Annotated in this window: 19 protein-coding genes and 1 pseudogene; 15 read left to right on the forward strand and 5 right to left on the reverse strand. The window is 75.2% G+C overall.

Annotated elements, in window-relative coordinates; translation table 11 throughout:
* Positions 1-6: 6 nt before the first annotated feature.
* Positions 7-1,596 (reverse strand): Na+/H+ antiporter, encoded by a 1,590-nt coding sequence (locus tag WHI96_RS05015; RefSeq protein ID WP_345641638.1) that lies wholly within the window; start codon positions 1,594-1,596, stop codon positions 7-9.
* A gap of 105 nt (positions 1,597-1,701) precedes the next feature.
* On the opposite strand from WHI96_RS05015, the gene WHI96_RS05020 reads away from it, so the two are divergent.
* From WHI96_RS05020 to WHI96_RS05035, 4 genes are all read left to right on the forward strand, one after another.
* On the forward strand, positions 1,702-2,235 hold the full coding sequence (locus WHI96_RS05020) for a YbhB/YbcL family Raf kinase inhibitor-like protein (protein ID WP_345641584.1): 534 nt from the start codon (positions 1,702-1,704) through the stop codon (positions 2,233-2,235).
* Positions 2,236-2,246: 11 nt separating this feature from the next.
* Positions 2,247-3,284: a hypothetical protein gene (locus WHI96_RS05025; RefSeq protein ID WP_345641587.1), complete on the forward strand. Its 1,038-nt coding sequence runs from the start codon at positions 2,247-2,249 to the stop codon at positions 3,282-3,284.
* Between the two features lie 95 nt (positions 3,285-3,379).
* On the forward strand, positions 3,380-3,847 hold the full coding sequence (locus WHI96_RS05030; protein ID WP_345641590.1) for a nitroreductase/quinone reductase family protein: 468 nt from the start codon (positions 3,380-3,382) through the stop codon (positions 3,845-3,847).
* 147 nt (positions 3,848-3,994) lie between these two features.
* Positions 3,995-5,074, forward strand: a complete 1,080-nt coding sequence (locus tag WHI96_RS05035) for an AbrB family transcriptional regulator (protein ID WP_345641593.1) — start codon at positions 3,995-3,997, stop codon at positions 5,072-5,074.
* Positions 5,075-5,081: 7 nt separating this feature from the next.
* Here WHI96_RS05035 and WHI96_RS05040 read toward each other — a convergent pair whose 3' ends face one another.
* The gene (locus tag WHI96_RS05040) at positions 5,082-5,963 is read right to left on the reverse strand and encodes an ABC transporter substrate-binding protein (RefSeq protein ID WP_345641596.1); all 882 of its coding nucleotides are present in this window, start codon (positions 5,961-5,963) and stop codon (positions 5,082-5,084) included.
* 54 nt (positions 5,964-6,017) lie between these two features.
* On the opposite strand from WHI96_RS05040, the gene pgm reads away from it, so the two are divergent.
* The 3 genes from pgm to WHI96_RS05055 all read left to right on the forward strand — a co-directional run bounded on the left by pgm (position 6,018) and on the right by WHI96_RS05055 (position 9,247).
* Complete coding sequence (pgm, locus tag WHI96_RS05045) at positions 6,018-7,673, forward strand: phosphoglucomutase (alpha-D-glucose-1,6-bisphosphate-dependent) (RefSeq protein ID WP_345641600.1); 1,656 nt, start codon at positions 6,018-6,020, stop codon at positions 7,671-7,673.
* Positions 7,670-8,419 (forward strand): polyphosphate--glucose phosphotransferase, encoded by a 750-nt coding sequence (gene ppgK, locus WHI96_RS05050; protein ID WP_345641603.1) that lies wholly within the window; start codon positions 7,670-7,672, stop codon positions 8,417-8,419. The genes pgm and ppgK overlap by 4 nt, the downstream gene beginning before the upstream one ends.
* Positions 8,420-8,623: 204 nt before the next feature.
* Positions 8,624-9,247 (forward strand): TetR/AcrR family transcriptional regulator, encoded by a 624-nt coding sequence (locus WHI96_RS05055; protein ID WP_345641605.1) that lies wholly within the window; start codon positions 8,624-8,626, stop codon positions 9,245-9,247.
* Between the two features lie 12 nt (positions 9,248-9,259).
* On the opposite strand, the gene WHI96_RS05060 is transcribed toward WHI96_RS05055, so the two are convergent.
* Both WHI96_RS05060 and WHI96_RS05065 read right to left on the reverse strand, forming a co-directional pair.
* On the reverse strand, positions 9,260-9,805 hold the full coding sequence (locus WHI96_RS05060; RefSeq protein WP_345641607.1) for a dihydrofolate reductase family protein: 546 nt from the start codon (positions 9,803-9,805) through the stop codon (positions 9,260-9,262).
* Between the two features lie 83 nt (positions 9,806-9,888).
* Positions 9,889-11,370: a mannitol dehydrogenase family protein gene (locus tag WHI96_RS05065; RefSeq protein ID WP_345641609.1), complete on the reverse strand. Its 1,482-nt coding sequence runs from the start codon at positions 11,368-11,370 to the stop codon at positions 9,889-9,891.
* A 208-nt stretch (positions 11,371-11,578) separates the two neighbouring features.
* Between WHI96_RS05065 and WHI96_RS05070 the strand changes: the two genes are divergently transcribed.
* The 8 genes and pseudogenes from WHI96_RS05070 (at position 11,579) to WHI96_RS05105 (ending at position 19,891) form a co-directional block, all read left to right on the forward strand.
* Entirely contained in the window at positions 11,579-12,499 is a 921-nt protein-coding gene (locus WHI96_RS05070; protein WP_345641612.1) for a TetR/AcrR family transcriptional regulator, read from the forward strand.
* A pseudogene (locus WHI96_RS05075) lies at positions 12,496-13,387 on the forward strand (beta-keto acid cleavage family enzyme). Before WHI96_RS05070 ends, WHI96_RS05075 begins: the two are co-directional and overlap by 4 nt.
* Positions 13,380-14,363 (forward strand): 3-hydroxyacyl-CoA dehydrogenase NAD-binding domain-containing protein, encoded by a 984-nt coding sequence (locus tag WHI96_RS05080; RefSeq protein ID WP_345641615.1) that lies wholly within the window; start codon positions 13,380-13,382, stop codon positions 14,361-14,363. Before WHI96_RS05075 ends, WHI96_RS05080 begins: the two are co-directional and overlap by 8 nt.
* Positions 14,360-14,821: a thioesterase family protein gene (locus WHI96_RS05085; protein WP_345641618.1), complete on the forward strand. Its 462-nt coding sequence runs from the start codon at positions 14,360-14,362 to the stop codon at positions 14,819-14,821. The genes WHI96_RS05080 and WHI96_RS05085 overlap by 4 nt, the downstream gene beginning before the upstream one ends.
* 51 nt (positions 14,822-14,872) lie before the next feature.
* The gene (locus tag WHI96_RS05090) at positions 14,873-16,423 is read left to right on the forward strand and encodes an ABC transporter substrate-binding protein (protein ID WP_349302347.1); all 1,551 of its coding nucleotides are present in this window, start codon (positions 14,873-14,875) and stop codon (positions 16,421-16,423) included.
* Positions 16,420-17,394, forward strand: coding sequence for an ABC transporter permease (locus tag WHI96_RS05095; RefSeq protein ID WP_345641623.1), 975 nt, complete (start codon positions 16,420-16,422; stop codon positions 17,392-17,394). The genes WHI96_RS05090 and WHI96_RS05095 overlap by 4 nt, the downstream gene beginning before the upstream one ends.
* A 35-nt stretch (positions 17,395-17,429) precedes the next feature.
* Entirely contained in the window at positions 17,430-18,299 is an 870-nt protein-coding gene (locus WHI96_RS05100; RefSeq protein WP_349302348.1) for an ABC transporter permease, read from the forward strand.
* Positions 18,296-19,891: an ATP-binding cassette domain-containing protein gene (locus tag WHI96_RS05105; protein ID WP_345641626.1), complete on the forward strand. Its 1,596-nt coding sequence runs from the start codon at positions 18,296-18,298 to the stop codon at positions 19,889-19,891. The genes WHI96_RS05100 and WHI96_RS05105 overlap by 4 nt, the downstream gene beginning before the upstream one ends.
* A gap of 21 nt (positions 19,892-19,912) precedes the next feature.
* On the opposite strand, the gene WHI96_RS05110 is transcribed toward WHI96_RS05105, so the two are convergent.
* Positions 19,913-20,512 carry a malonic semialdehyde reductase gene (locus WHI96_RS05110; protein ID WP_345641629.1) on the reverse strand — a complete coding sequence of 200 codons (600 nt, stop codon included), beginning with the start codon at positions 20,510-20,512 and terminating at the stop codon, positions 19,913-19,915.
* Between the last annotated feature and the right edge of the window lie 55 nt (positions 20,513-20,567).

The raw sequence follows: 20,567 nt of genomic DNA on the forward strand, positions 1-20,567 counted from the left end.
CGGTCCTCAGTCGAGCAGCACCGTGCGCAGGTCGAGACGGCGCAGCACCCGGTCGACGGCGTGCGGGTCGACGCCGGGCTCGCGCCGGGCGGCGAGCACCTCGGTCCGGGCCGCGGCCAGCGCCGAGGCCTGGGCCTCGGCGAACGCGCGCCGGGACCTCTTCACCGCCGCGATCCGGGACCGTTCCTCCTCCGAGGGCGTCTCCCCCGACAGCACCCGCTCCAGCCGCTCGACCCGCTCGCGCATCGCGGTGCCGACCTCCTCGGGCAGGCCCCGCACCGCGCGTTCGAACTCCAGGGTGGCGACGGCGGCGCGGCGCGCCCGCAGCACGATCTCGCGTTCGGCGCGCTCCTCGGCGTCGGCCTCGTCGTCGATGTCGAGGGCGCGGACCAGCATGCCGAGGGTGAAGCCGGGCACGAGCAGCGTCACGAACAGCACCGACACCGCGATGAGGACGAGCTGGTCGCGGGCGGGGAACGGCGCCCCGGACGCGGTCTGCAGCGGCAGCGACAGCGCGAGGGCGAGCGTGGCGAGGCCGCGCATGCCGCACCAGGACAGCAGCACCGCCTCGCGTCCGGTGAGCGGCGCGGCGCCGGCCGCGGCGGCGTCGTCGGCGCTGCGGGCCAGCACCCGCCAGGCGAGGACCATCCACAGCACCCGCACCGCGACGACGACCACGCACACGACCGCCGCGTGCGCGAGCATCGTCGGCAGCTCGTCGCCCGCGGCGAGCACGACCTGGCGCAGGTCGAGCCCGATCAGGCCGAACGCGAGCCCGGTGACCAGCAGCTCGACGACGTTCCACAGCGAGGACTGGGTGAGCCGCTCGGCGGCCTCGTCGGCATCGGCCCCGGCGCGCAGCTGCAGCGCGAGCACGACGACGGCGATGACCCCGGAGGCGCCGAGCTCGTCGGCGGCCAGGTAGGTGGCGAACGGCAGGACCAGGGTGAGCGCACTGCGCCCGGTGGCGTCGGTCAGCCTGCCGAGCACCCGGCGCGCCAGCCAGGCCACGCCCAGTCCGATGAGGACCGCGCCGGCGGCGCCGAACACGAACCGCAGGCCCAGCCCGAGCGGGCTCAGCTCGTCGCCGGAGACGGTCGCCAGCACCGCGGCCTGGAAGACGACCAGCGCGGTGGCGTCGTTGAACAGGCCCTCGCTCTGCAGCACCGCCACCACGCGGCGCGGGATCGGGACCTGCCCGGCGACGGCCTCGACGGCGACCGGGTCCGGTGGGGCGACCATCGCCCCGAGCGCGACGGCGGCGGTGAGCGCGAGCCCCGGCACGAGCAGCCAGACCGTCCCGGCGACCGCGGTGGCGGTGACCAGCACCAGGCCGACGGCGAGCAGCGCGATCGTCCGCCTGCGCGCCCGGAACAGCGCCCACGACGTGCGCTGGGCGGTGGCGAACAGCAGCGGCGGCAGGAACAGCGGCAGGATCAGCTCGGGGTCGATGACGAACGCGTCGGGCAGCCCGGGCAGCAGCGCGACGACCACGCCGAGCACCACCATCAGCGCGGGCCAGGGCAGCCGGAGCCGGTCCCCCACCCCGACCAGGACGACCGCGGCCACCATCAGCCCGACGAGCACGAGCAGCATCTCCACGGACCGACACCCTGCCCTCCGCGCGGCCGGACGGCAGCCGACGCGCCGTGCCAGGATCACGGCGAGACTCACCGCCACCGATCCGAGGAGGTCCATCCCGTGCCCCGCAACCCCTACGACGAGCTGCCCCCGGTCCCGTCGTTCACCCTGACCAGCACCGACGTGAACGACGGCGCCGCGCTCGCCACCCCCCAGCTGTCCGGCATCCTCGGCGCGGGCGGCGAGGACGTCTCGCCGCAGCTGTCCTGGTCCGGTGCACCGGAGGGGACGCAGTCCTACGCCGTCACCTGCTACGACCCGGACGCCCCGACCGTCGCCGGGTTCTGGCACTGGGCGGTGTTCGACGTGCCGGCCTCGGTGACCTCGCTGCCGTCCGGCGCCGGTGACGACAGCGGGTCCGGCCTCCCCGAGGGCGCGGTCCAGCTGCGGGGCGACGCGAGCCTGGCCCGCTACGTGGGCGCCGCCCCGCCGCCCGGGCACGGCCCGCACCGGTACTACTTCGTGGTGCACGCCGTCGACGTGCCCACGCTGGACGTGCCCGCCACCGCGACGCCCACGTTCCTGGCGTTCACCCTGTTCGGCCACACCGTCGGCCGCGCCGTCCTGGTCGGGACGCACGCGAACCTGAGCTGAGGCCGACCGGCGTGGACACCGACGCGGAGCTGGACCGGCTGTACCGGGTCCCGCCGGAGGACTTCGTCGCCGCGCGCGACGACGCCGCCGCCCGTGCCCGCGCCGACGGGGAGAAGGACGCGGCCCGGGAGATCGCCGCCGCCCGGCGGCCGACCCGGGCCGCGTGGCTGGCGAACCTGCTGGTCGACGACGCCCGCGACGAGGTCGAGGGGCTCCTGGCGCTGGCCCCGGTGCTGGCCCACGCCCAGCGCTCGCTCGACGGCGCGGCCCTGCGGGAGGTGTCCGCGCAGCGCAACCGGCTGGTCGGGGCGCTGGCCCGGCGGGCCGCGGCCCTCGGTCGCGCCGCGGGGGCCCGGGTGGACTCCGGTGTGGAGCGCGACGTGCGGTGGGTGCTGGAGTCGGCGCTGGCGGACCCGGACCTGGCCGACCGGGTCCGGTCGGGGCGGCTGGAGCGCTACGAGCGGCACAGCGGCTTCGGGCCGCTCGGGGACGCGGGGTCCGGCCCGTCCGGGCCACCGGCGGCGGGACCCGCCTCGGCGGACCGGCACACCGGCCCTCCGCGGGCCGCAGGCTCCACTGCGGACGCGGACCCCCTGCAGGACGCCGGGTCCCCGCAGCAGGACGGCGACGGGGAGGGCCGGGACGGCGACGGGGAGCTGGCCGGGCGACGGCGTGACGCCCGGCGGCGGGAGGCCGAGCGCCGCGCCGCCGAGGAGCGGGAGCGACGCGAGGCCGAGCAGCACGCGCGGGCGCTCGCCGAGGCGGAGAAGGCCGTCGAGACCACCCGGCTGGCCGCCCACGACGCCGCCCGGGAACGCGACGACGCCCGCGACCGCGCCGAGCAGGCCGGCGGCCGCCGCGACGACGCGCACCGCCGGGTGGACGAACTGACCGCCGAGCTGGACCGCGCCCGGGACGCCGCCGAGGAGGCCGACCGTGCCCGCGACGGTGCGGAGGGCGCCGCCCGGGACGCCGACGGGCGGGCCCGGCGGGCCGAGGAGCACCTGGCCCGGGCCGAGGAGGCGCTGGACGGGCTGCGGTCGGACTGAGCCGGCAGCCGGTCCACCCGGTACCGTGGCGACGCCCTGCTCCCGCCCGCCGATCCGTGGCGTCCCGGCCCGCCGACCCGAGAACGAGGAGACCCGTGTCCGACGATCCCCGTCGTCACATCCGTGCCCCGCAGCAGATCAAGGACCTGAACGACGACCTGCTCGCCCGGCGCGACCGTGGCGAGCTGCCGTTCGAGCTGCCCGTCCTGACGGTCCCCGGCCGGCGCAGCGGCACGCCCCGGCACACCCCGCTGACGGTGTACGCGACCGGCGGGGAGCGGTTCGTCGTCGGCGGGTTCCCGGGCGCGGACTGGATCGTCAACGTCCGGGCCGCGGGCGGGCACGCCACGCTGAGCACGGGTCCCGACGCCGACCCGGAGTCCGTCGTGCTGGTGGAGGTGCCGCCGGAGCAGGCGCGCCCGGTGCTGGAGGCGTGGCCGCAGGTGACCCCGGACGGCGTCGGGATCATGGTGGAGAACGGGGTCGTCGCCGAGCCGACGCCCGAGGCGCTGGGCGCCCTGACCGGCATCTGCCCGGTGTTCCGCATCGACCCGGTCCGATAGCCGTACGACGCCGGCGGCCGCGCGTGGCACCGTGACCGGCGGAGGCTCCGACGGACGCCGTGATCGTTGGCTTTCGACAACGATCGTGTCCCGACTCACCGCGACCCGGTACGCCCGTCCCATTTAGGCTCGGGTCGTGATCACACGGTGAGGTCCCGCCCGTCGCCCGCCGGATGGTGGCGCTGGCTGCTGCTCGCCGCGCCGACCGTGCTCGTGACCGCCGGGCTCGCCGCGGTCGACGTGCCCTCCCCCGCCCTGTTCGCCGGGCTGCTGGTCGCGACCGTGCTGGCCCTGTGCGGGCTCGGCCCCACCCGGGTCGCCCGCCCGGCGACGTCGGGTGCGCAGGCGGTGATCGGCGTCGTCATCGGCCTGCTCGCCCGCCCCGAAACCCTCGCCGCGGTCGCCGCCGAGTGGCTGCCGGTCCTGCTGATCAGCCTCGCGACGCTGCTGCTCAGCATGGGGTCCGGGCTGCTCATGGGTCTGCAACGCGGGGTCACCCCGCTCACCGGGATGCTCGCGCAGACCGCGGGCGGCGCGTCCGGGCTGGTCGCGATCAGCCGCGAGCTGGGCGGCGACGAGCGCACCGTCGCCGTCATCCAGTACCTGCGGGTCGGGCTGGTCACCGCGACGATGCCGGTGGTCGCCGCGTTCGTCTACGGCGCCTCCCCCGGCGCCCCGGCCGCCGCGGGCTCCGGGCCCGGTGCACCGTGGTGGGTCGGGCTCGCGGTGACCGCGGTGTGCGTGGGCGTCGGTGTCCCGCTGGGGAAGCTCGCGCGGGTACCCGCCGGGGCGCTGCTGGGGCCGATGGTGGTGGCGCTGGTCGTCAGCCTGGCCGGGTTCTCCGTCGCCGCGTCGGTGCCGCTGCCGATCGTCGACGTCGCCTACGCCGTCATCGGCTGGCAGGCCGGGCTGCGCTTCACCCGGGCCGCGCTCGGCACCGTCGCGCGGGTGCTGCCGCTGGCGACCGCGCTGATCCTGGGCGTCGTCGCGCTCTGCGCCGGGCTGGGGCTGCTGCTGTCGCACTTCACCGGCATGACCCCGCTGGAGGGCTACCTCGCGACCACCCCGGGCGGGGTGTACGCGGTGCTGGCGACGGCGATCTCCTCCGGGGTGGACGTCACCTCGGTGGTCGCGGTGCAGGTACTGCGGGTGATCCTGATGCTGCTGGTCGCGCCGTGGATCGCGCGGGTGGTCGGCCGGCGGCTCGGCCCGGGCACCGCGGCCTGAGACCCGCTCAGCGGACCCGCGCGACCCGCCCCGGCGGCGGCGCAGGGACCGCACCGGGGTGCAGCAGGGCGGCGATCGCCTCGACCCCGTCGACCAGGCGCGGACCGGCCCGCACCACGAACGACGCCGAGTCGATCGCGTGCACCCCGACCCCGGCGGGCAGCCGGGGCAGCGCCGCGCGGGCCTGGGCGAGCGCGTCGTCGAGGCCGAAGCCGCACGGCGCGACCAGCACGGCGTCGCACGGGGGCAGGTCGGCCGGGTCGACGGCGGTGCTGCGCCCACCCGGGGCGGCCGCCACCGGGACACCACCGGCCGCGGTGACCAGGTCGGGCACCCAGTGCCCGGGCAGGAACGGCGGGTCGGTCCACTCCAGCACCAGCACCCGCGGCGCCGGGCGGCCCCGCACCGCCGCGGCGACGGCGTCCAGCCGCGCGGTGAGCTCCCCCACCAGCGCGGCCGCCCGGTCCGGGACGCCGGCCGCGGCGCCGACCGCGGTCACCGCGTCGAGCACGTCGGCCAGCCGGTGCGGGTCCAGCGACAGCACCCTGGCCCGGGTCCCCAGTTCCGCCTGCACCTGTGCGACGGTCGAGCCGGGCAGCGCGCACACCGCGCACAGGTCCTGGGTGAGGATCAGCTCCGGGTCGGCGGCGGCGAGCCGGGCGCGGTGCACCTCGTACAGCGGCAGCCCGGCCGCGGCCCGCTCGCGGACGGCCGCGTCGATCTCCCCCGGCGACGCGGCGGGCGGCAGCGCGGTGTCGACGACCACCGGTACCCGGTCCCGGACGCCCACCGGGTCGTCGCACTCGAAGGTGACGCCGACCAGGTCGGCCGCCAGGCCGAGCCGCCCGGCGATCTCGGTCCCGGCCGGGAGCAACGACGCGATCCGCACACCGCGGAACGGTAGGCGGTGGCGTGGGCCGCGACGAGGGGGAAGGATCGCGGCATGACCGTGCACGAGCGCGCCGGGACCCCGGCCCGCCCCGAGGACCTCGTCGACGTCGACGCGCTGCTGGCCGCGTACGCCGCGACCCACCCCGACCCGTCGGTCGACGTGCAGCGGGTCGCGTTCGGCACGTCCGGGCACCGCGGGTCGGCGTTCACCGCGACCTTCAACGACGACCACATCGCCGCCACCAGCCAGGCGATCGTCGAGTACCGGGCCGCGCAGGGCACCGACGGCCCGCTGTTCCTCGGCCGCGACAGCCACGCGCTGTCCGAGCCGGCCTGGCTCACCGCGGCCGAGGTGTTCGCGGCGGGCGGCGTCGACGTCGTCGTCGACTCCCGGGACGGGCTGACCCCGACCCCGGCGATCTCGCACGCGATCCTCGTGACCAACGCCGGGCGCGACGGCAGGCACCTCGCCGACGGGGTGGTCGTCACACCGTCGCACAACCCGCCCGCCGACGGCGGCTTCAAGTACAACCCGCCGGACGGCGGCCCCGCCGGCACCGAGGCGACGTCCTGGATCGCCGACCGGGCCAACCAGCTGCTCGAGAACGGCCTGAAGGAGGTGCGCCGCGCCCGGTTCGACGCCGCGGCCGCGCACCGCTACGACTACCTGGGCACCTACGTCGACCAGCTCGACCAGGTGCTCGACATGGCCGCGGTCCGCGACGCCGGCGTCACCATCGGCGCGGACCCGCTCGGTGGCGCCTCGGTCGGCTACTGGGGTGAGATCGCGCAGCGCTGGGGCCTGGACCTGACCGTGGTGAACCCCGACGTCGACCCGGCCTTCGGGTTCATGACCCTGGACTGGGACGGGAAGATCCGGATGGACTGCAGCTCGCCGTACGCGATGGCGTCGCTGCGGGCCCGGATGGAGGCCGACCCGGCGCCGTTCACCATCGCCACCGGCAACGACGCCGACGCCGACCGGCACGGCATCGTCACCGCCGACGGCGGCCTGATGAACCCGAACCACTACCTCGCCGTCGCGATCGGCTACCTGTTCGCCCACCGCCCCGGCTGGCCCGCGGCCGCCGGGATCGGCAAGACCGCGGTCAGCTCGTCGATGATCGACCGGGTCGCCGGTGACCTCGGCCGCAGGCTGGTCGAGGTGCCCGTCGGGTTCAAGTGGTTCGTGCCCGGCCTGCGGTCGGGGGAGATCGGCTTCGGCGGGGAGGAGAGCGCGGGCGCGTCGTTCCTGCGCCGCGACGGCTCGCCGTGGAGCACCGACAAGGACGGCCTGCTGCTCGCCCTGCTGGCCTCGGAGATCACCGCGGTCACCGGGTCCACCCCCAGCGAGCACTACGCCCGGCTCACCGAGCGGTTCGGCGCCCCCGCCTACGCCCGCACCGATGTCGCCTGCTCCCGGGAGGACAAGGCGGCGCTGTCGAAGCTGGACGCCGACGCCGTCACCGCCACCGAGCTCGCCGGGGACGCGATCACCGCGAAGCTCACCCGCGCCCCGGGCAACGACGCCGCGATCGGCGGGCTGAAGGTCGTCACCGACGCCGGGTGGTTCGCCGCCCGCCCCTCGGGCACCGAGGACGTGTACAAGGTCTACGCCGAGAGCTTCCGCGGGCCGGAGCACCTGACGCGCATCCAGGACGAGGCGCGCGGCGTGGTCGCGGCGGCCCTGGAAGGATCGGGGGCGTGAGCAGCACGCACGCACTCGGGTTCGGTATCGACATCGGCGGCTCCGGCATCAAGGGCGCGCCGGTGGACCTGCACAAGGGCCGGCTGGCCGCGGACCGGGTGCGGATCCCGACGCCGCAGCCGTCCACCCCGGAGGCGGTCGCCGAGACGGTCGGGCAGATCCTCGACGAGTTCGACTGGCGGGACTCCTTCGGCTGCACGTTCCCGGCCGTCGTCCAGCACGGGGTGACCCGCACCGCGGCCAACGTGGACCGGGCCTGGATCGACTGCGACGCCGCCGCGGTCCTACGCCGGGTCACCGGCCGGGACGCGCTGCTGGTCAACGACGCCGACGCCGCGGGCGTCGCCGAGGCCGAGTTCGGGGCGGCCGCCGACCACCACCACGGGCTCGTGCTCGTCGTGACCCTCGGTACCGGCATCGGGTCGGCGCTGGTCAACCACGGGAAGCTGGTACCCAACACCGAGTTCGGGCACCTGGAGATCGACGGGTTCGACGCCGAGTCGCGCGCCGCCGACTCCGCCCGCGAGCGCGAGGACCTGGACTGGGAGGAGTGGGGCGGACGGCTGCAGCGCTACTTCACCCACGTCGAGAACCTGGTGTGGCCGGACCTGATCGTGGTCGGCGGCGGGGTGAGCAAGAAGTTCGAGAAGTGGTCGCCCCACGTGCGGACCCGCACCCAGCTCGTCCCGGCCGGGCTGCTCAACGAGGCCGGGATCATCGGGGCAGCGCTGCTGGCGCACGGCTGACCGGGTCCCCCGGCGCCGGCGCGGCGGCCGCTCCGGTTCCCGCGCCTTCTCCTGTGACACGCGTCCTCCGTCCGGGTTTGCGTCATGCAATAGTTTGCGGTGCTCACGAATGTACGAGCACACTGCAGTGACTGCACGACTGCACTCCCCGCACGTTTCGAGGGTGCGAGCCGCGCCGGGACCGGTGGGAGAGGTGGGACGGGCATGATCGGCGAGATGCCGGCCGACCGGGAGGCGCGCTGCCGCGGGCTGCGGGAACGCAAGAAGGTGCGCACCCGCCGGGCGCTGCGCGCCGCGGCGCTGGAACGCGCGCGTACCCAGGGCCCGGACGCGTTCACCGTCGAGGAGATCTGTGCCGACGTCGACGTCGCGCCGCGCACGTTCTTCAACCACTTCCCCTCGAAGGACGCGGTGCTCTTCGACTGGGACACCGCCTCCCTCGACGAGCTCGCCGCCGAGGTCCGCGCGCGGACCGAGGCCTCCCCGCTCGGGGCGGCGACGACGGTGCTCGCCGAGCTCACCGTGGCGCTGACGACCAGCCCGACCTGGCACGGGCAGATGGAGCTGCTGCGCACCCATCCCGAGCTGCACCCGCGGATCGCCCACGTCGGACGGACCGTGGAGCAGACCGTCGCGCAGGCGCTCGCCGAACGCGACGGCGCCGACACCCCCGCGAGCGCCCACCGGCTCGCCGCAGCCGGTGCGATGGCGGTGATGCAGGTCGCCGTCGCCGGCTGGCTGGCCGACCCGGCGGGCCGACCGGCCCGCCGGGTCTACGGCGACGTGCTGGCGGCCGCCCGCGAGGCCTTCGCGGCACTGCCGGACTGAACGCGCCCGGACTCAGGCGAGCGGCGGCCCGTAGGTCAGCCGGACCACGCCGTTCTCGTAGGTCTCGGACTCCCGCAGCCGCAACGGCACCCGGGCGCCCTCGGCGAACAGCCGCAGCCCGGCCCCGAGCGACACCGGGTAGACGAACAGGTTGAGCGTGTCGACCAGGCCGTCGGCGAGCAGCGCACGGACCAGGGTGACGCTGCCGGAGACGTAGATGCCGCCGTCGGTCGCGTCCTTGAGCTGCTGGATCCGCGCCGGGTCGTACGGACCGAGCACTCGGGAGTTCTCCCACTCCAGCGGGTCGGCCAGGGTGGAGGTGACGACGTGCTTCGGCGCGCCGTTGAAGAACGCGCCACCGGACTCGACGTCGTGCCCGCGGGCCGACCAGGCCGGGTGGAACATCTCGTAGGTGGTCCGGCCGAGCAGGATCGCGGCGTCGGTCAGCCGGCCGATCGCCTCCCCCATCGCGTCGGTGAAGCCGTACTCCGCGGTCCAGGACGGGTCGGACACGACCCCGTCGAGGCTGATGAACTCGTGCACGTCGATCGTGCCCACTGTGGTCTCCCGGATTCGAGGCGAGGGGTCATCGGCTACGACCGCAGACGTGTGGGGAACTCATCGGTTCCCCACTGCGCCGATCATGCGAGGTCGGCGACGGTCGCCGCGGCGCCGCGGGACCAGAGCGACTCCAGCGCCGAGCGGAACGCACCGGCGAACCGCTCGTCGGAGCCGAGGTCGCCGAACACCCCGCGGTGGGACAGGAACGACCCCGGGGTGTCCCGTTCGGCCCGCGCGAGCGCGGTCATCCCCTCGGCGAGCCGGTCCTGCTGGGTGATCGGCTCGCCCTGCTCGTCGGTGCCCTCGGCGTAGCGGCACCACCCGGCGACGACGGCCGCGGCCCGCTCGACCGGCCCGCCCGCGGCGAGCTGCTCGCGCACCACCGGCAGCAGGAAGATCGAGATCCGGTCGGAGCTGCCGTAGTTGATCCGCATCAGGGTGTCGGCGACGCCCGGGTTCGCGAAGCGTTCCAGCAGGGTGTCCTTGTAGGCGTCGAGGTCGATGCCGGGCACCGGGCGCAGCGTCGGGGTGGCCTCGTCGTCCATGTAGCCGCGCAGGAACGCCGCGAACGTCGGGTCCCGGGCGACCTCGTGCACGTAGCGGTGCCCGGCGAGGTAGCCGAGGTAGCCCAGCGCCTGGTGGGTGGCGTTGAGCAGGCGCAGCTTCATGAACTCGTAGGGGACGACGTCGTCGACGACCTGGACCCCGACCCGCTCGAACTCCGGGCGGCCCGCGGCGAAGTGGTCCTCGAGCACCCACTGGGTGAACGGCTCGCACACGACCGGCCAGCCGTCGCGCAGCCCGAAGCGCTCGGCGAGGGCCTCGCGGTCGGTGTCGGCGGTGGCCGGGGTGATCCGGTCGACCATCGAGTTCGGGAAGGTGACCGACTCCGCGACCCAGGCGCCCAGGTCGGCGTCACGGAGCTGGGCGACGCCGGTGAACACCCGGCGGGCGACGTCGCCGTTGCCCTGCATGTTGTCGCAGCTCATGACCGTGAGCGGGCCGGTGCCGCGCTCCCGGCGGCGCGCCAGCGCCTCGACGACCAGCCCGAACGCCCCGGTCGGGGCGGAGCCGGCGGCCATCGCGTCGAGGTCGGCGCGGACGCCGGGGAAGTCCGGGTCGAACTCGCCGGTCTTCTGGTCGATCGCGTAGCCGCCCTCGGTGATCGTCAGCGAGACGATCCGGGTGTCGGGGTGCGCGATCCGCTCGATGACGGCCTCGGGGTCGTCGGGGGCGAAGAGGTAGTCGACGAGCGACCCGACCACCCGGGGCGTCAGCGTCCCGTCGGCCTCCTTCAGCACGAGCGTGTACAGCCCGTCCTGGGCGGCGAGCACGTCGCGCATCCGGTCGTCGGCGGCGAGCACCCCGACCCCGCAGATCCCCCACTCCGGCGCCCCGCCGGAGGCGAGCAGCGCGTCGACGTACATCGCGAGGTGCGCGCGGTGGAAACCGCCGACGCCGATGTGGACGATCCCGCGGCCCACGGCGGCCCGGTCGTAGCCGGGGACCTCCACGCCCTCGATCCCGTCGGTCCAGATCCCGGTCTCGTCCAACGAACGCATGGTCCCCCTCGCCACGTCCCCGGCGCCCCACGGCGCCGTCGGGTGAGAGGCCGACCCTACCGCTCACACTGTCCGACGCAAGCGCTTCCGCGAGCGGCTCCCGCGAACTGGCCCACGCACCGAACGTACCCGGGTCGCACCCTTGTGCGCTGCGACGATCCGGACCCGACGCTTGCGCTAATCGCAAGTATCGGCCTACGGTCGCCCGGTGACCGACCCCCGTGCCCCCCGGACCGCCGAGGACGCGGTGGCCGGGCGGGTGCGCGCCCTGCTGGAGCGCGACGGCTGGACCCAGCGCCGGTTCGCGGCCGCGGTCGGGCTGGAGGAGACCAAGCTGTCCAAGTCGCTCGCCGGGCGCCGCCGCTTCGCCGCCGACGAGCTCGTCCGCATCGCCGACGTCACCGGCGAGACCGTCGCGCGGCTGCTGCACGGCCGCGACGGCGCCCGCGCCCGGACCGCGGTCCCCACCGGGGCCGCCGCCGCGGCCGCCGAGCCCGACCCCGGCCGCGAGCCCGGCGGCACCCACGGCACCCGCGGCCGGATCCTCGACGCGGCCTGGGAGCTGATCGCCGACCACGGATACCACCGGGTCCGCACCGCCGACGTCGCGCGGGCGGCGGGCACCAGCCCGGCGGCGATCCACTACCACTTCCCCACCCGCTCGGAGCTGCTCGACTCCGCGCTGCGACACAACGTGCGCCTCGCCTTCGACCGCCAGGTCGCCGAGCTCGACACGATCGCCGACCCGCACGAGCGGCTGCTGCGGCTGATCGACCTGCAGCTCCCCGACGGCGCGCTGCTGCGCCGCGAGTGGTCGATCTGGATCCAGGTGTGGGCGGAGTCGGCGATCGACCCGGCCCGGCGCGAGCTGTACTGGGACGCCTACGACCGCTGGTACCGCAGCATCGCGATGACGATCGCCGACGGGGCCGAGGCCGGGGTCTTCGTGTCCGGCCGCACCGGGGCGCTGGCCGACCAGCTCACCGCGCTGGTCGACGGGCTCGGCATCCAGGTGCTCGCCATGACACCGCGCGCCGGTACCGACCGGATGCGCGCCCTGCTGCACGACTTCATCGACCGGGCCGTGCTCGCGGCGCCGGCACGCACGGAGCGAACGGAGAACGGATGAACCGTGACGTCATCATCACCTGCGCGGTGACCGGGGCCGGGGACACGGTGGGCCGCAGCCCGCACGTACCCGTCACCCCGGCCGCGATCGCCGCGGACGCGGTCGCCGCGGCCCGCGCCGGCGCCGCCGTGGTGCACATCCACGTGCGCGACCCGGAGACCGGCAGCCCGTCGCGGGCGGTGGAGCTCTACCGCGAGACCGTGACCCTGATCCGGGACTCGGGCGTCGACGTCGTGCTGAACCTGACCGCGGGCATGGGCGGTGACCTGGTGATCGACGCCGAGGACCCGCTGAAGCCGATCGACGGCACCGACCTGGTCAACGCCCTGGAGCGGCTCCCGCACGTCGAGGAGCTGCTGCCCGACATCTGCACGCTGGACTGCGGTTCGCTCAACTTCGGCGAGGGCAACCAGCTCTACGTCTCCACCCCGGACATGCTGCGCACCGGCGCCAGGCGGGTCCAGGAGCTCGGCGTGAAGCCGGAGCTGGAGATCTTCGACACCGGCCAGCTGTGGTTCGCCACCGTGCTGGTCGAGGAGGGGCTGATCGACGCCCCGGCGCTGTTCCAGCTGTGCATGGGCATCCCCTACGGCGCCCCCGCCGACCCGGGCGTGCTGGCCGCCGAGGTGAACCTGCTCCCCCGAGGCGCCAACTTCGCCTCGTTCGCGATCGGGCGCGACCAGCTGCCGTGGGTGGCGCAGTCGGTGCTGGCCGGCGGGCACGCCCGCGTCGGGCTGGAGGACAACCTCTACCTAGCGCGGGGTGAAGGCGACCAACGAGCAGCTCACCGAGCGGGCGGTGGAGATCGTGCAGAACCTCGGTGCCTCGGTGGCGACGCCGGACCGTGCCCGGGAGATCCTCGGCCTGACGGAGCGCACCGGTGCCTGAGCCGCGTGGAGTGCAACAGATCCGGACCGTCGCCTGCATCGGCGCCGGGGTGATCGGCGCCGGCTGGGCGGCGTACTTCCTGGCCCGCGGGCTGCGGGTCCGGGCCTGGGACCCCGCCCCGGACGCCGGGGAGAAGCTGCGCCGGGTGGTCGACGCCGCCTGGCCCGCGCTCACCGAGCTGGGCCTGGCCTCCGGCGCCGACCGGGACGCGCTCACGGTGCACCCGACCGCGGCCGAGGCCGTCGCGGGCGCGGACTTCGTGCAGGAGAGCGCCCCGGAGGATCTGGAGCTCAAGCGCGCCCTGCTGGCCGAGCTGGCCGACGCCGCGGTGGCGGCCGGGCCGGACGTGGTGGTGGCGTCGTCGACCTCGGGGTTCCCGATGACCGACATGGCGACCACCGCGGCCGAGCCGGGCCGGCTCGTCGTCGGGCACCCCTTCAACCCGCCGTACCTGATCCCGCTGGTCGAGGTCGTCGGCGGCGAGAGGACCGAGGCCTGGGCGGCGTCGCGGGCCGCGGACTTCTACCGGCACATCGGCAAGTCGGTGATCGAGATGGAACGGGAGCTGCCCGGCTTCGTCGCGAACCGGCTGCAGGAGGCGATCTGGCGCGAGGCGCTGCACATGGTCGCCGCGGGCGAGGCCACCCCGGAGGAGATCGACCGCTCGATCACCGACGGCCCGGGGCTGCGCTGGCCGGTGCACGGTCCCTGCCTGACCTTCCACCTGGCCGGCGGCCAGGGCGGGATGGCGCACATGCTGGACCACTTCGGACCGTCGCTGAAGGCGCCCTGGACCCGGCTGGAGGCGCCGGAGCTGACCCCGCAGCTGCGCGACGACATGGTCGCCGGCGCCGAGGTCTCCGCCGGTGGGCGGCCGATGGCGGAGCTGGTCGCCGAGCGCGACCGGGCCGTGATCGCGGTCCGCCGGGCCGTCGCCGCGGCCCGGGAGACCGCAGCCCGGGAGAGCACCCGGTGAGCGCGCCGCCGGTGCACCACGACGTCGTCCGTCCCGAGTGGATCGACTACAACGGCCACCTGTCCGAGCCGTACTACGTGCTCGTGTTCGGTGACGCCACGACGGCGCTGATGGAGCACACCGGGATGGACGCCGGCTACCGGGACGCGACCGGCTGCTCGCTGTACACGGTCGAGGCGCACGTCCGGTACCTGCGCGAGATCGGCCCGGACGCACCCCTGGAGGTCACCACCCGGGTGCTGGGCCGCGACGCGAAGCGGCTGCGGCTGTGGCACGAGCTGCGCAGCGCGGGCCGGCTCTGCGCCACCGAGGAGCTGATGTGCCTGCACGTCGGCCCGGGCGGCGCCACGCCGTTCCCGGACGGCGTCGCCGCCGACCTCGACGCGCTGGTCACCGGCGACCCCGCACCCGGGCACGCCGGACGCGCGGTGCAGGAGGTGCCCCGGCCCCCGACCTGACCCGCGACCGCGGCCCCGCAGGTGCGGGGCCCTCCCCGAGGAGACAGCTCGATGACCAGCCCGACCCTGACGCCGCTGTCCCGGCGGCGACTGCTGGGCGGCGCGGCGGGACTCGCCGCGGCGGCCGTGCTCGCCGGCTGCGGCGGCCCCGCCGCGGCCCGCGACGCCGGACCCCCGCGCCGCGGCGGCGTCCTGCGGGTGGGGGTGACCGGCGGCGGATCGTCGGACACCCTGGACCCGCACAGCCCCGCCACGAACCCCGACATCGCCCGCACGCTCAGCCTCTACGAGCCGCTGCTGCACTGGGACGACGCCTACACCCTGCAGCCGGCCGTCGCCGAGTCGGTGACCCCGGAGCCCGGGGCGCGGGCCTGGACCGCGGTGATCCGCGCCGGCATCACCTTCCACGACGGCCGTCCGGTCACCCCGGACGACGTCGTCGCCACCTTCGCGCGGATCACCGACCCGGCCGACCCGAAGTCCGGGGCGTCGCAGTTCGGGATCCTCGACGACGTCGTCGTCGCCTCCGACCGGTCGGTGCGGTTCGTGCTGTCCGAGCCGTCCCCGGTGTTCGACCAGTACCTGGCCGAGTACTCGTGCGGGATCGTCCCGGCCGACTTCTCCCTGGAGCGCCCGGTCGGCACCGGTGCGTTCCGGTTCGAGTCGTTCTCCCCGGGCCAGCAGAGCGCGTTCGTCCGCCACGACGGCTACTGGCGCCCGGACCAGCCCTGGGTCGACCGCCTCGAACTGATCAACTTCTCCGAGGACGACGCCCGGATCAACGCCCTGCTGTCCGGGCAGGTCGACGCGATCGACCAGGTCCCGCTGTCGCTGACCGAGGTGGTCGGCTCCTACGACTCGATCCGGCTGCTGACCTCGGAGTCCGGGTCGTGGCTGCCGTTCACGATGCGCGTCGACGTCGCCCCGTTCGACGACGTCCGGGTCCGCCAGGCGCTGCGCCTGGTCACCGGCCGCGGGGAGCTGGTCAACCAGGTGCTGTCCGGGCAGGGCGCCGCCGGCGTCGACCTCTACGCCCGCTTCGACCCGGACTACCTCGACCCGTCCCGCGAGCAGGACCTCGCGCGGGCCCGCGACCTGCTCGCCGCGGCCGGGAAGCCGAACCTGGCGGTGGAGCTGGTGACCTCCCCGATCCAGGCCGGCACGGTCGAGGCCGCGCAGGTGCTCGCGACCCAGGCCCGCGGCGCCGGGATCGACATCGGGCTGCGCCGGGTCGACACCTCGACGTTCTTCTCCGACCAGTACCTGCAGTGGGAGTTCGCGCAGAGCTTCTGGAACACCCGCAACTACCTGCCGCAGGCCTCGCAGTCGTCGATGCCCGACGCGCCGTTCAACGAGACGCACTGGACCGACGCGCAGTACCAGGGCGTGGTCCGCCGGGCCCGGTCCGAGCTGGACCCGGGGCGGCGCGCCCAGCTGGTGCGCGCGGCGCAGCGGATCGAGTTCGACCGCGGCGGCTACCTGATCTGGGGCTTCCCGGACCGGGTGGACGCCCACCAGGCCTACGTCGGCGGGCTCGTCCCGAACCGCACCGGGCTGTCCCTGTCCGGCTACGAGTTCCGGAAGGCGTGGGTGGACGCATGAGCCCGCTCGTCCGCATGATCCTGCGGCGCCTCGCGCTGTCGGTGCTGATCCTGCTCGTCGTGTCGGTGCTGATCTTCGCCGCGACGCTGCTGCTGCCCGGCGACCCCGCCCGGGCCATCCTCGGCCAGCAGGCCACCCCGGAGCGGGTGGCGGCGCTGACCGCGCAGCTGGGCCTCGACCGGCCCGCGCCCGAGCGCTACCTGACCTGGCTGGGCGGTGTCCTGACCGGCGACCTCGGCTTCTCCGCCGCCACCGGCGGACCCGTGTCGGAGCTGCTCGGCGGCCGGATCGGCGCCTCGGCGCTGCTGCTGGTGCTGACCGCGGTGATCTCCACCCCGATCGCGCTCGCGCTGGGCGCGCGGGCCGCGGTCCGCCGCGGCACCCGTACCGACTCCGCGCTGTCGGGTGCCTCGCTGGTGCTGGCGGCGCTGCCCGAGTTCGTCATCGGTGTGCTGCTGGTCGTGCTGTTCGCGACCTCGGTGCTGCAGGTCCTCCCGTCGGTGACGATCGCCCGGCCCGGCGAGCCGGTGTGGGCGCGGCCCGAGCAGCTGGTGCTGCCGGTCGTGACGCTGGCGCTGGTGGTGATCCCCTACGTGGTGCGGATGACCCGCGCGACGCTGTCGGAGACCCTCGACGCCGGCTACGTCGAGATGGCCCGGCTCAAGGGGCTGCCCGAGCGCACCGTGCTGTTCCGGCACGCCGTGCCGCACACGATCGGCCCGGTCGCCCAGGTGATCGCGCTCCAGCTGGCCTGGCTCGCCGGGGGTGTGGTCGTCGTCGAGTTCCTGTTCCGCTACCCCGGGATCGGCCAGGCGCTGATCGACGCCGTCGCCAACCGGGACGTGCAGGTCGTGCAGGCGATCACGCTGATCATCGCCGCGTTCTACGTCGTGGTGAACCTCGCCGCGGACGTCGCCGGGATCCTGGCCGACCCGCGGATCCGGCACTCCTCGACCGGAGGTGGCTCGTGAACCCGGAACCCACCGCATCCGTGGACCCCGCACCCGTGGGCGACGGGGCACGCTCCGCACCCGCGGGGCTGCTGCGCCGCACCTTCCGTCGCCGCCAGGCGCGGATCGGTGCGGTCCTGACGCTCGTCGTGGTCGCGGTCGCGCTGCTCGGGCCGGTGCTCGGCCCGCTGCTGACCGGCTACGGCGTCGACGACTTCGCCGGGCGCCCGTTCCGCGCCGAGGGCGTCGCCGGCACCGACGACCTGGGCCGCGACGTGTTCACCCGCTTCCTCGCCGGTGGCGGACCGGTGCTGCTCTACGCGCTGGCCGCGACCGCGATCGGCATCGTCGGCGGCACGGCGCTGGGCATGCTCGCCGGATACTCCGGCACCACCGGCAGCAGGCTGGACACGCTGATCATGCGCGGCGGCGACGTGCTGCTGTCGTTCCCGCAGCTGGTCCTGGCCCTGCTCGCGGTCGCGGTGCTCGGCTCGTCGGGCTGGCTGCTGGTGCTGGTCATCGGCATCACCCACGTCCCGCGGGTCGCGCGCGTCGCCCGGCAGGCGACGCTGTCGGTCGCCGGGCAGGACTACGTGCTGGCCGCCCGGATGTACGGGATGCCCCGGCGGCGGATCCTCGCCACCGAGGTCCTGCCCACCATCACCGGCCCGCTGATGGTCGAGCTCGGCCTGCGGCTGACCTACTCCATCGGCTACGTGGCGTCGCTGTCGTTCCTGGGGCTGGGGGTGCAGCCGCCGGCCGCGGACTGGGGGCTGCAGATCAACGAGAACCGGATCGCGCTGATCGTCACCCCGTGGGGGGTGCTGCTGCCGGTGCTCGCGATCGCGGTGCTCACCGTCGGCACGAACATGATCACCGACGCGCTGGCGAAGGAGTCCGCGGACACGACGGGGGGCGGGGCATGACACCGACACCGACACCGACACCGACACCGACGATCGAGTGCACGGGGCTGCGGGTCGCGACGACCCACGGCCGGGAGGTGCTGCACGGCGTGGACTGGGCAGTCGCACCGGGCGAGATCCTGGCCCTGGTCGGCGAGTCCGGCTCGGGCAAGACGACCGCGGCGCTGGCCGCGCTCGGCCACTTCCGGGCCGGGCTCACCCACACCGGCGGGACGGTGCGCTTCGCCGGGCACACCGAGTCCCACGACGACCTGCTGACGCTGCCCGCGGCGACCCTGCGCGGGGTCCGGGGGCGGCTGGTGTCCTACGTGCCGCAGGACCCGGCGCTGTCGCTGAACCCGGTGCTGCGCATCGGGCCGCAGGTCGCGGAGGTCCTCACCGCGCACGGCTGGGAGGGGGACGTGACCGCCCGGGTGCGGGAGGTGCTCACCGACGTCGGGCTGCCCGGCGACGACGCCTTCCTCGGCCGCTACCCGCACCAGCTCTCCGGCGGCCAGCAGCAACGGGTCGGGATCGCGGCGGCGTTCGTGCACCGGCCCGACGTCGTCGTGCTCGACGAGCCGACGACCGGGCTGGACGTCACCACCCAGGACCTGGTGCTCGACACCGTGCGTGAGCTGGTGACCCGCTCGGGGACCGCCGCGCTCCACATCACCCACGACCTCGCCGTCGTCGCCGGGCTGGCCGACCGGGTCGCGGTCATGCAGGCCGGTGAGGTCGTCGAGACCGGGCCGGTGCGCGACGTGCTGACCGCGCCGGAGCACCCCTACACCCGGGCGCTGATCGCGGCGGTGCCGGACCTGCACCGGGCGAGCGGACGGGAGCCGACGACGGCCGGGGAGCCGGTGCTGCGGGTGCGCGGCGCCGGGAAGCGCTACGGCGAGCGCCCCGTGCTCGACGGCGTCGACCTGGAGCTGGCCGCCGGGGAGTGCCTGATGCTGCTGGGCGAGTCCGGGTCGGGGAAGACCACACTGGCCCGTGGCCTGTCCGGGCTGCTGACCCTCGACGCCGGGGAGCTGAGCCTGCACGGCGAGGCGCTGGCCACCCCGCGCAGCTACGCCCAGCTGCGCAGCGTGCAGTACGTGTTCCAGAGCCCGTTCGCGTCGCTGAACCCGCGACGCACCGTCGCGAGCTCGCTGGAGGTGCCGCTGCGCCACCTCACCGACCTCGACGCCGACGCCCGCCGGGACCGGGTGCTGGACATGCTGCGCCAGGTGCGGCTCGACGAGTCCTTCGCCCACCGCTACCCGGGCGGGCTGTCCGGTGGTGAGCGTCAGCGCGCGGCGATCGCCCGCGCCCTGGTGACCGCGCCGGACGTCCTGGTGTGCGACGAGGTCACCTCGGCGCTGGACGTGTCGGTGCAGGCCTCGATCGTCGAGCTGCTGGCGACGGTCCGTCGCGAGCTGGGCACGGCGATGCTGTTCGTGACGCACAACATCGCCCTGGCCCGGGAGGTCGCGGACCGGATCGCGGTGCTGCAGCAGGGCCGGATCGTCGAGCAGGGCACGGTGGAGGAGGTCCTCACCGCGCCGCGGCACGACTACACGCGCACCCTGCTGCAGCACACCCCCTCGATGACGGCCGCGCGGTGACGGCCGCGGTGGTGGGCCCGCTCAGGCGAAGTCGAGGACCTGCCCGGCCTCGAGGCGGGGCAGCCGCGGGTGCCAGGCGTCCGGGCCGGGGTGGCCCAGGTTGACCACGAGCAGCGCGCGGTGCCGGCCGCCGGGGAAGAACTCGGCGGTCACGGCGTCGGCGTCGAAGCCGGCCATCGGGCCGGTGGCGAGGCCGTGCGCGCGGGCGGCGAGCAGGACGTAGCCGACCTGCAGCGACGCGTTGAACCGCGCCATGGGCTCGCGGCCCTCGCGGCCCTGGGACTCCAGGCCCTCGCGGAAGCCGGGCTTGACCGGGAACGTGGTGTCCGAGTGCTCGTGGAAGTCGAGGTCGGCGGCCAGGATCGCGACGACCGGGGCGGCCTCGGACTTGGCCCGGTTGCCCTCGGCGAGCAGCGGCAGCAGGCGCTGCTTCCCCTCGTCGCTGCGGACGAAGGTCACGCGCAGCGGCTGGGTGTTGGCCGCGGTCGGCGGCCACTGGGCCAGGTCCCACACCGCGCGGAGCGTCTCGTCGGTGACGGGCTCGTCGGTGAAGGTGTTGGCGGTGCGGGCCTCGGTGAACAGGGCGGCGCGGCCGGCCTCGTCGAGGTGGGGCAGGAGCACCGGGGAAGCGGTCTGGGCAGTCACAGAAGGTAGAGCGTTCAACGACCTCTCCGGT

The sequence above is a fragment of the Pseudonocardia tropica genome, assembly GCF_040105315.1.
Taxonomy (GTDB): domain Bacteria; phylum Actinomycetota; class Actinomycetes; order Mycobacteriales; family Pseudonocardiaceae; genus Pseudonocardia; species Pseudonocardia alni.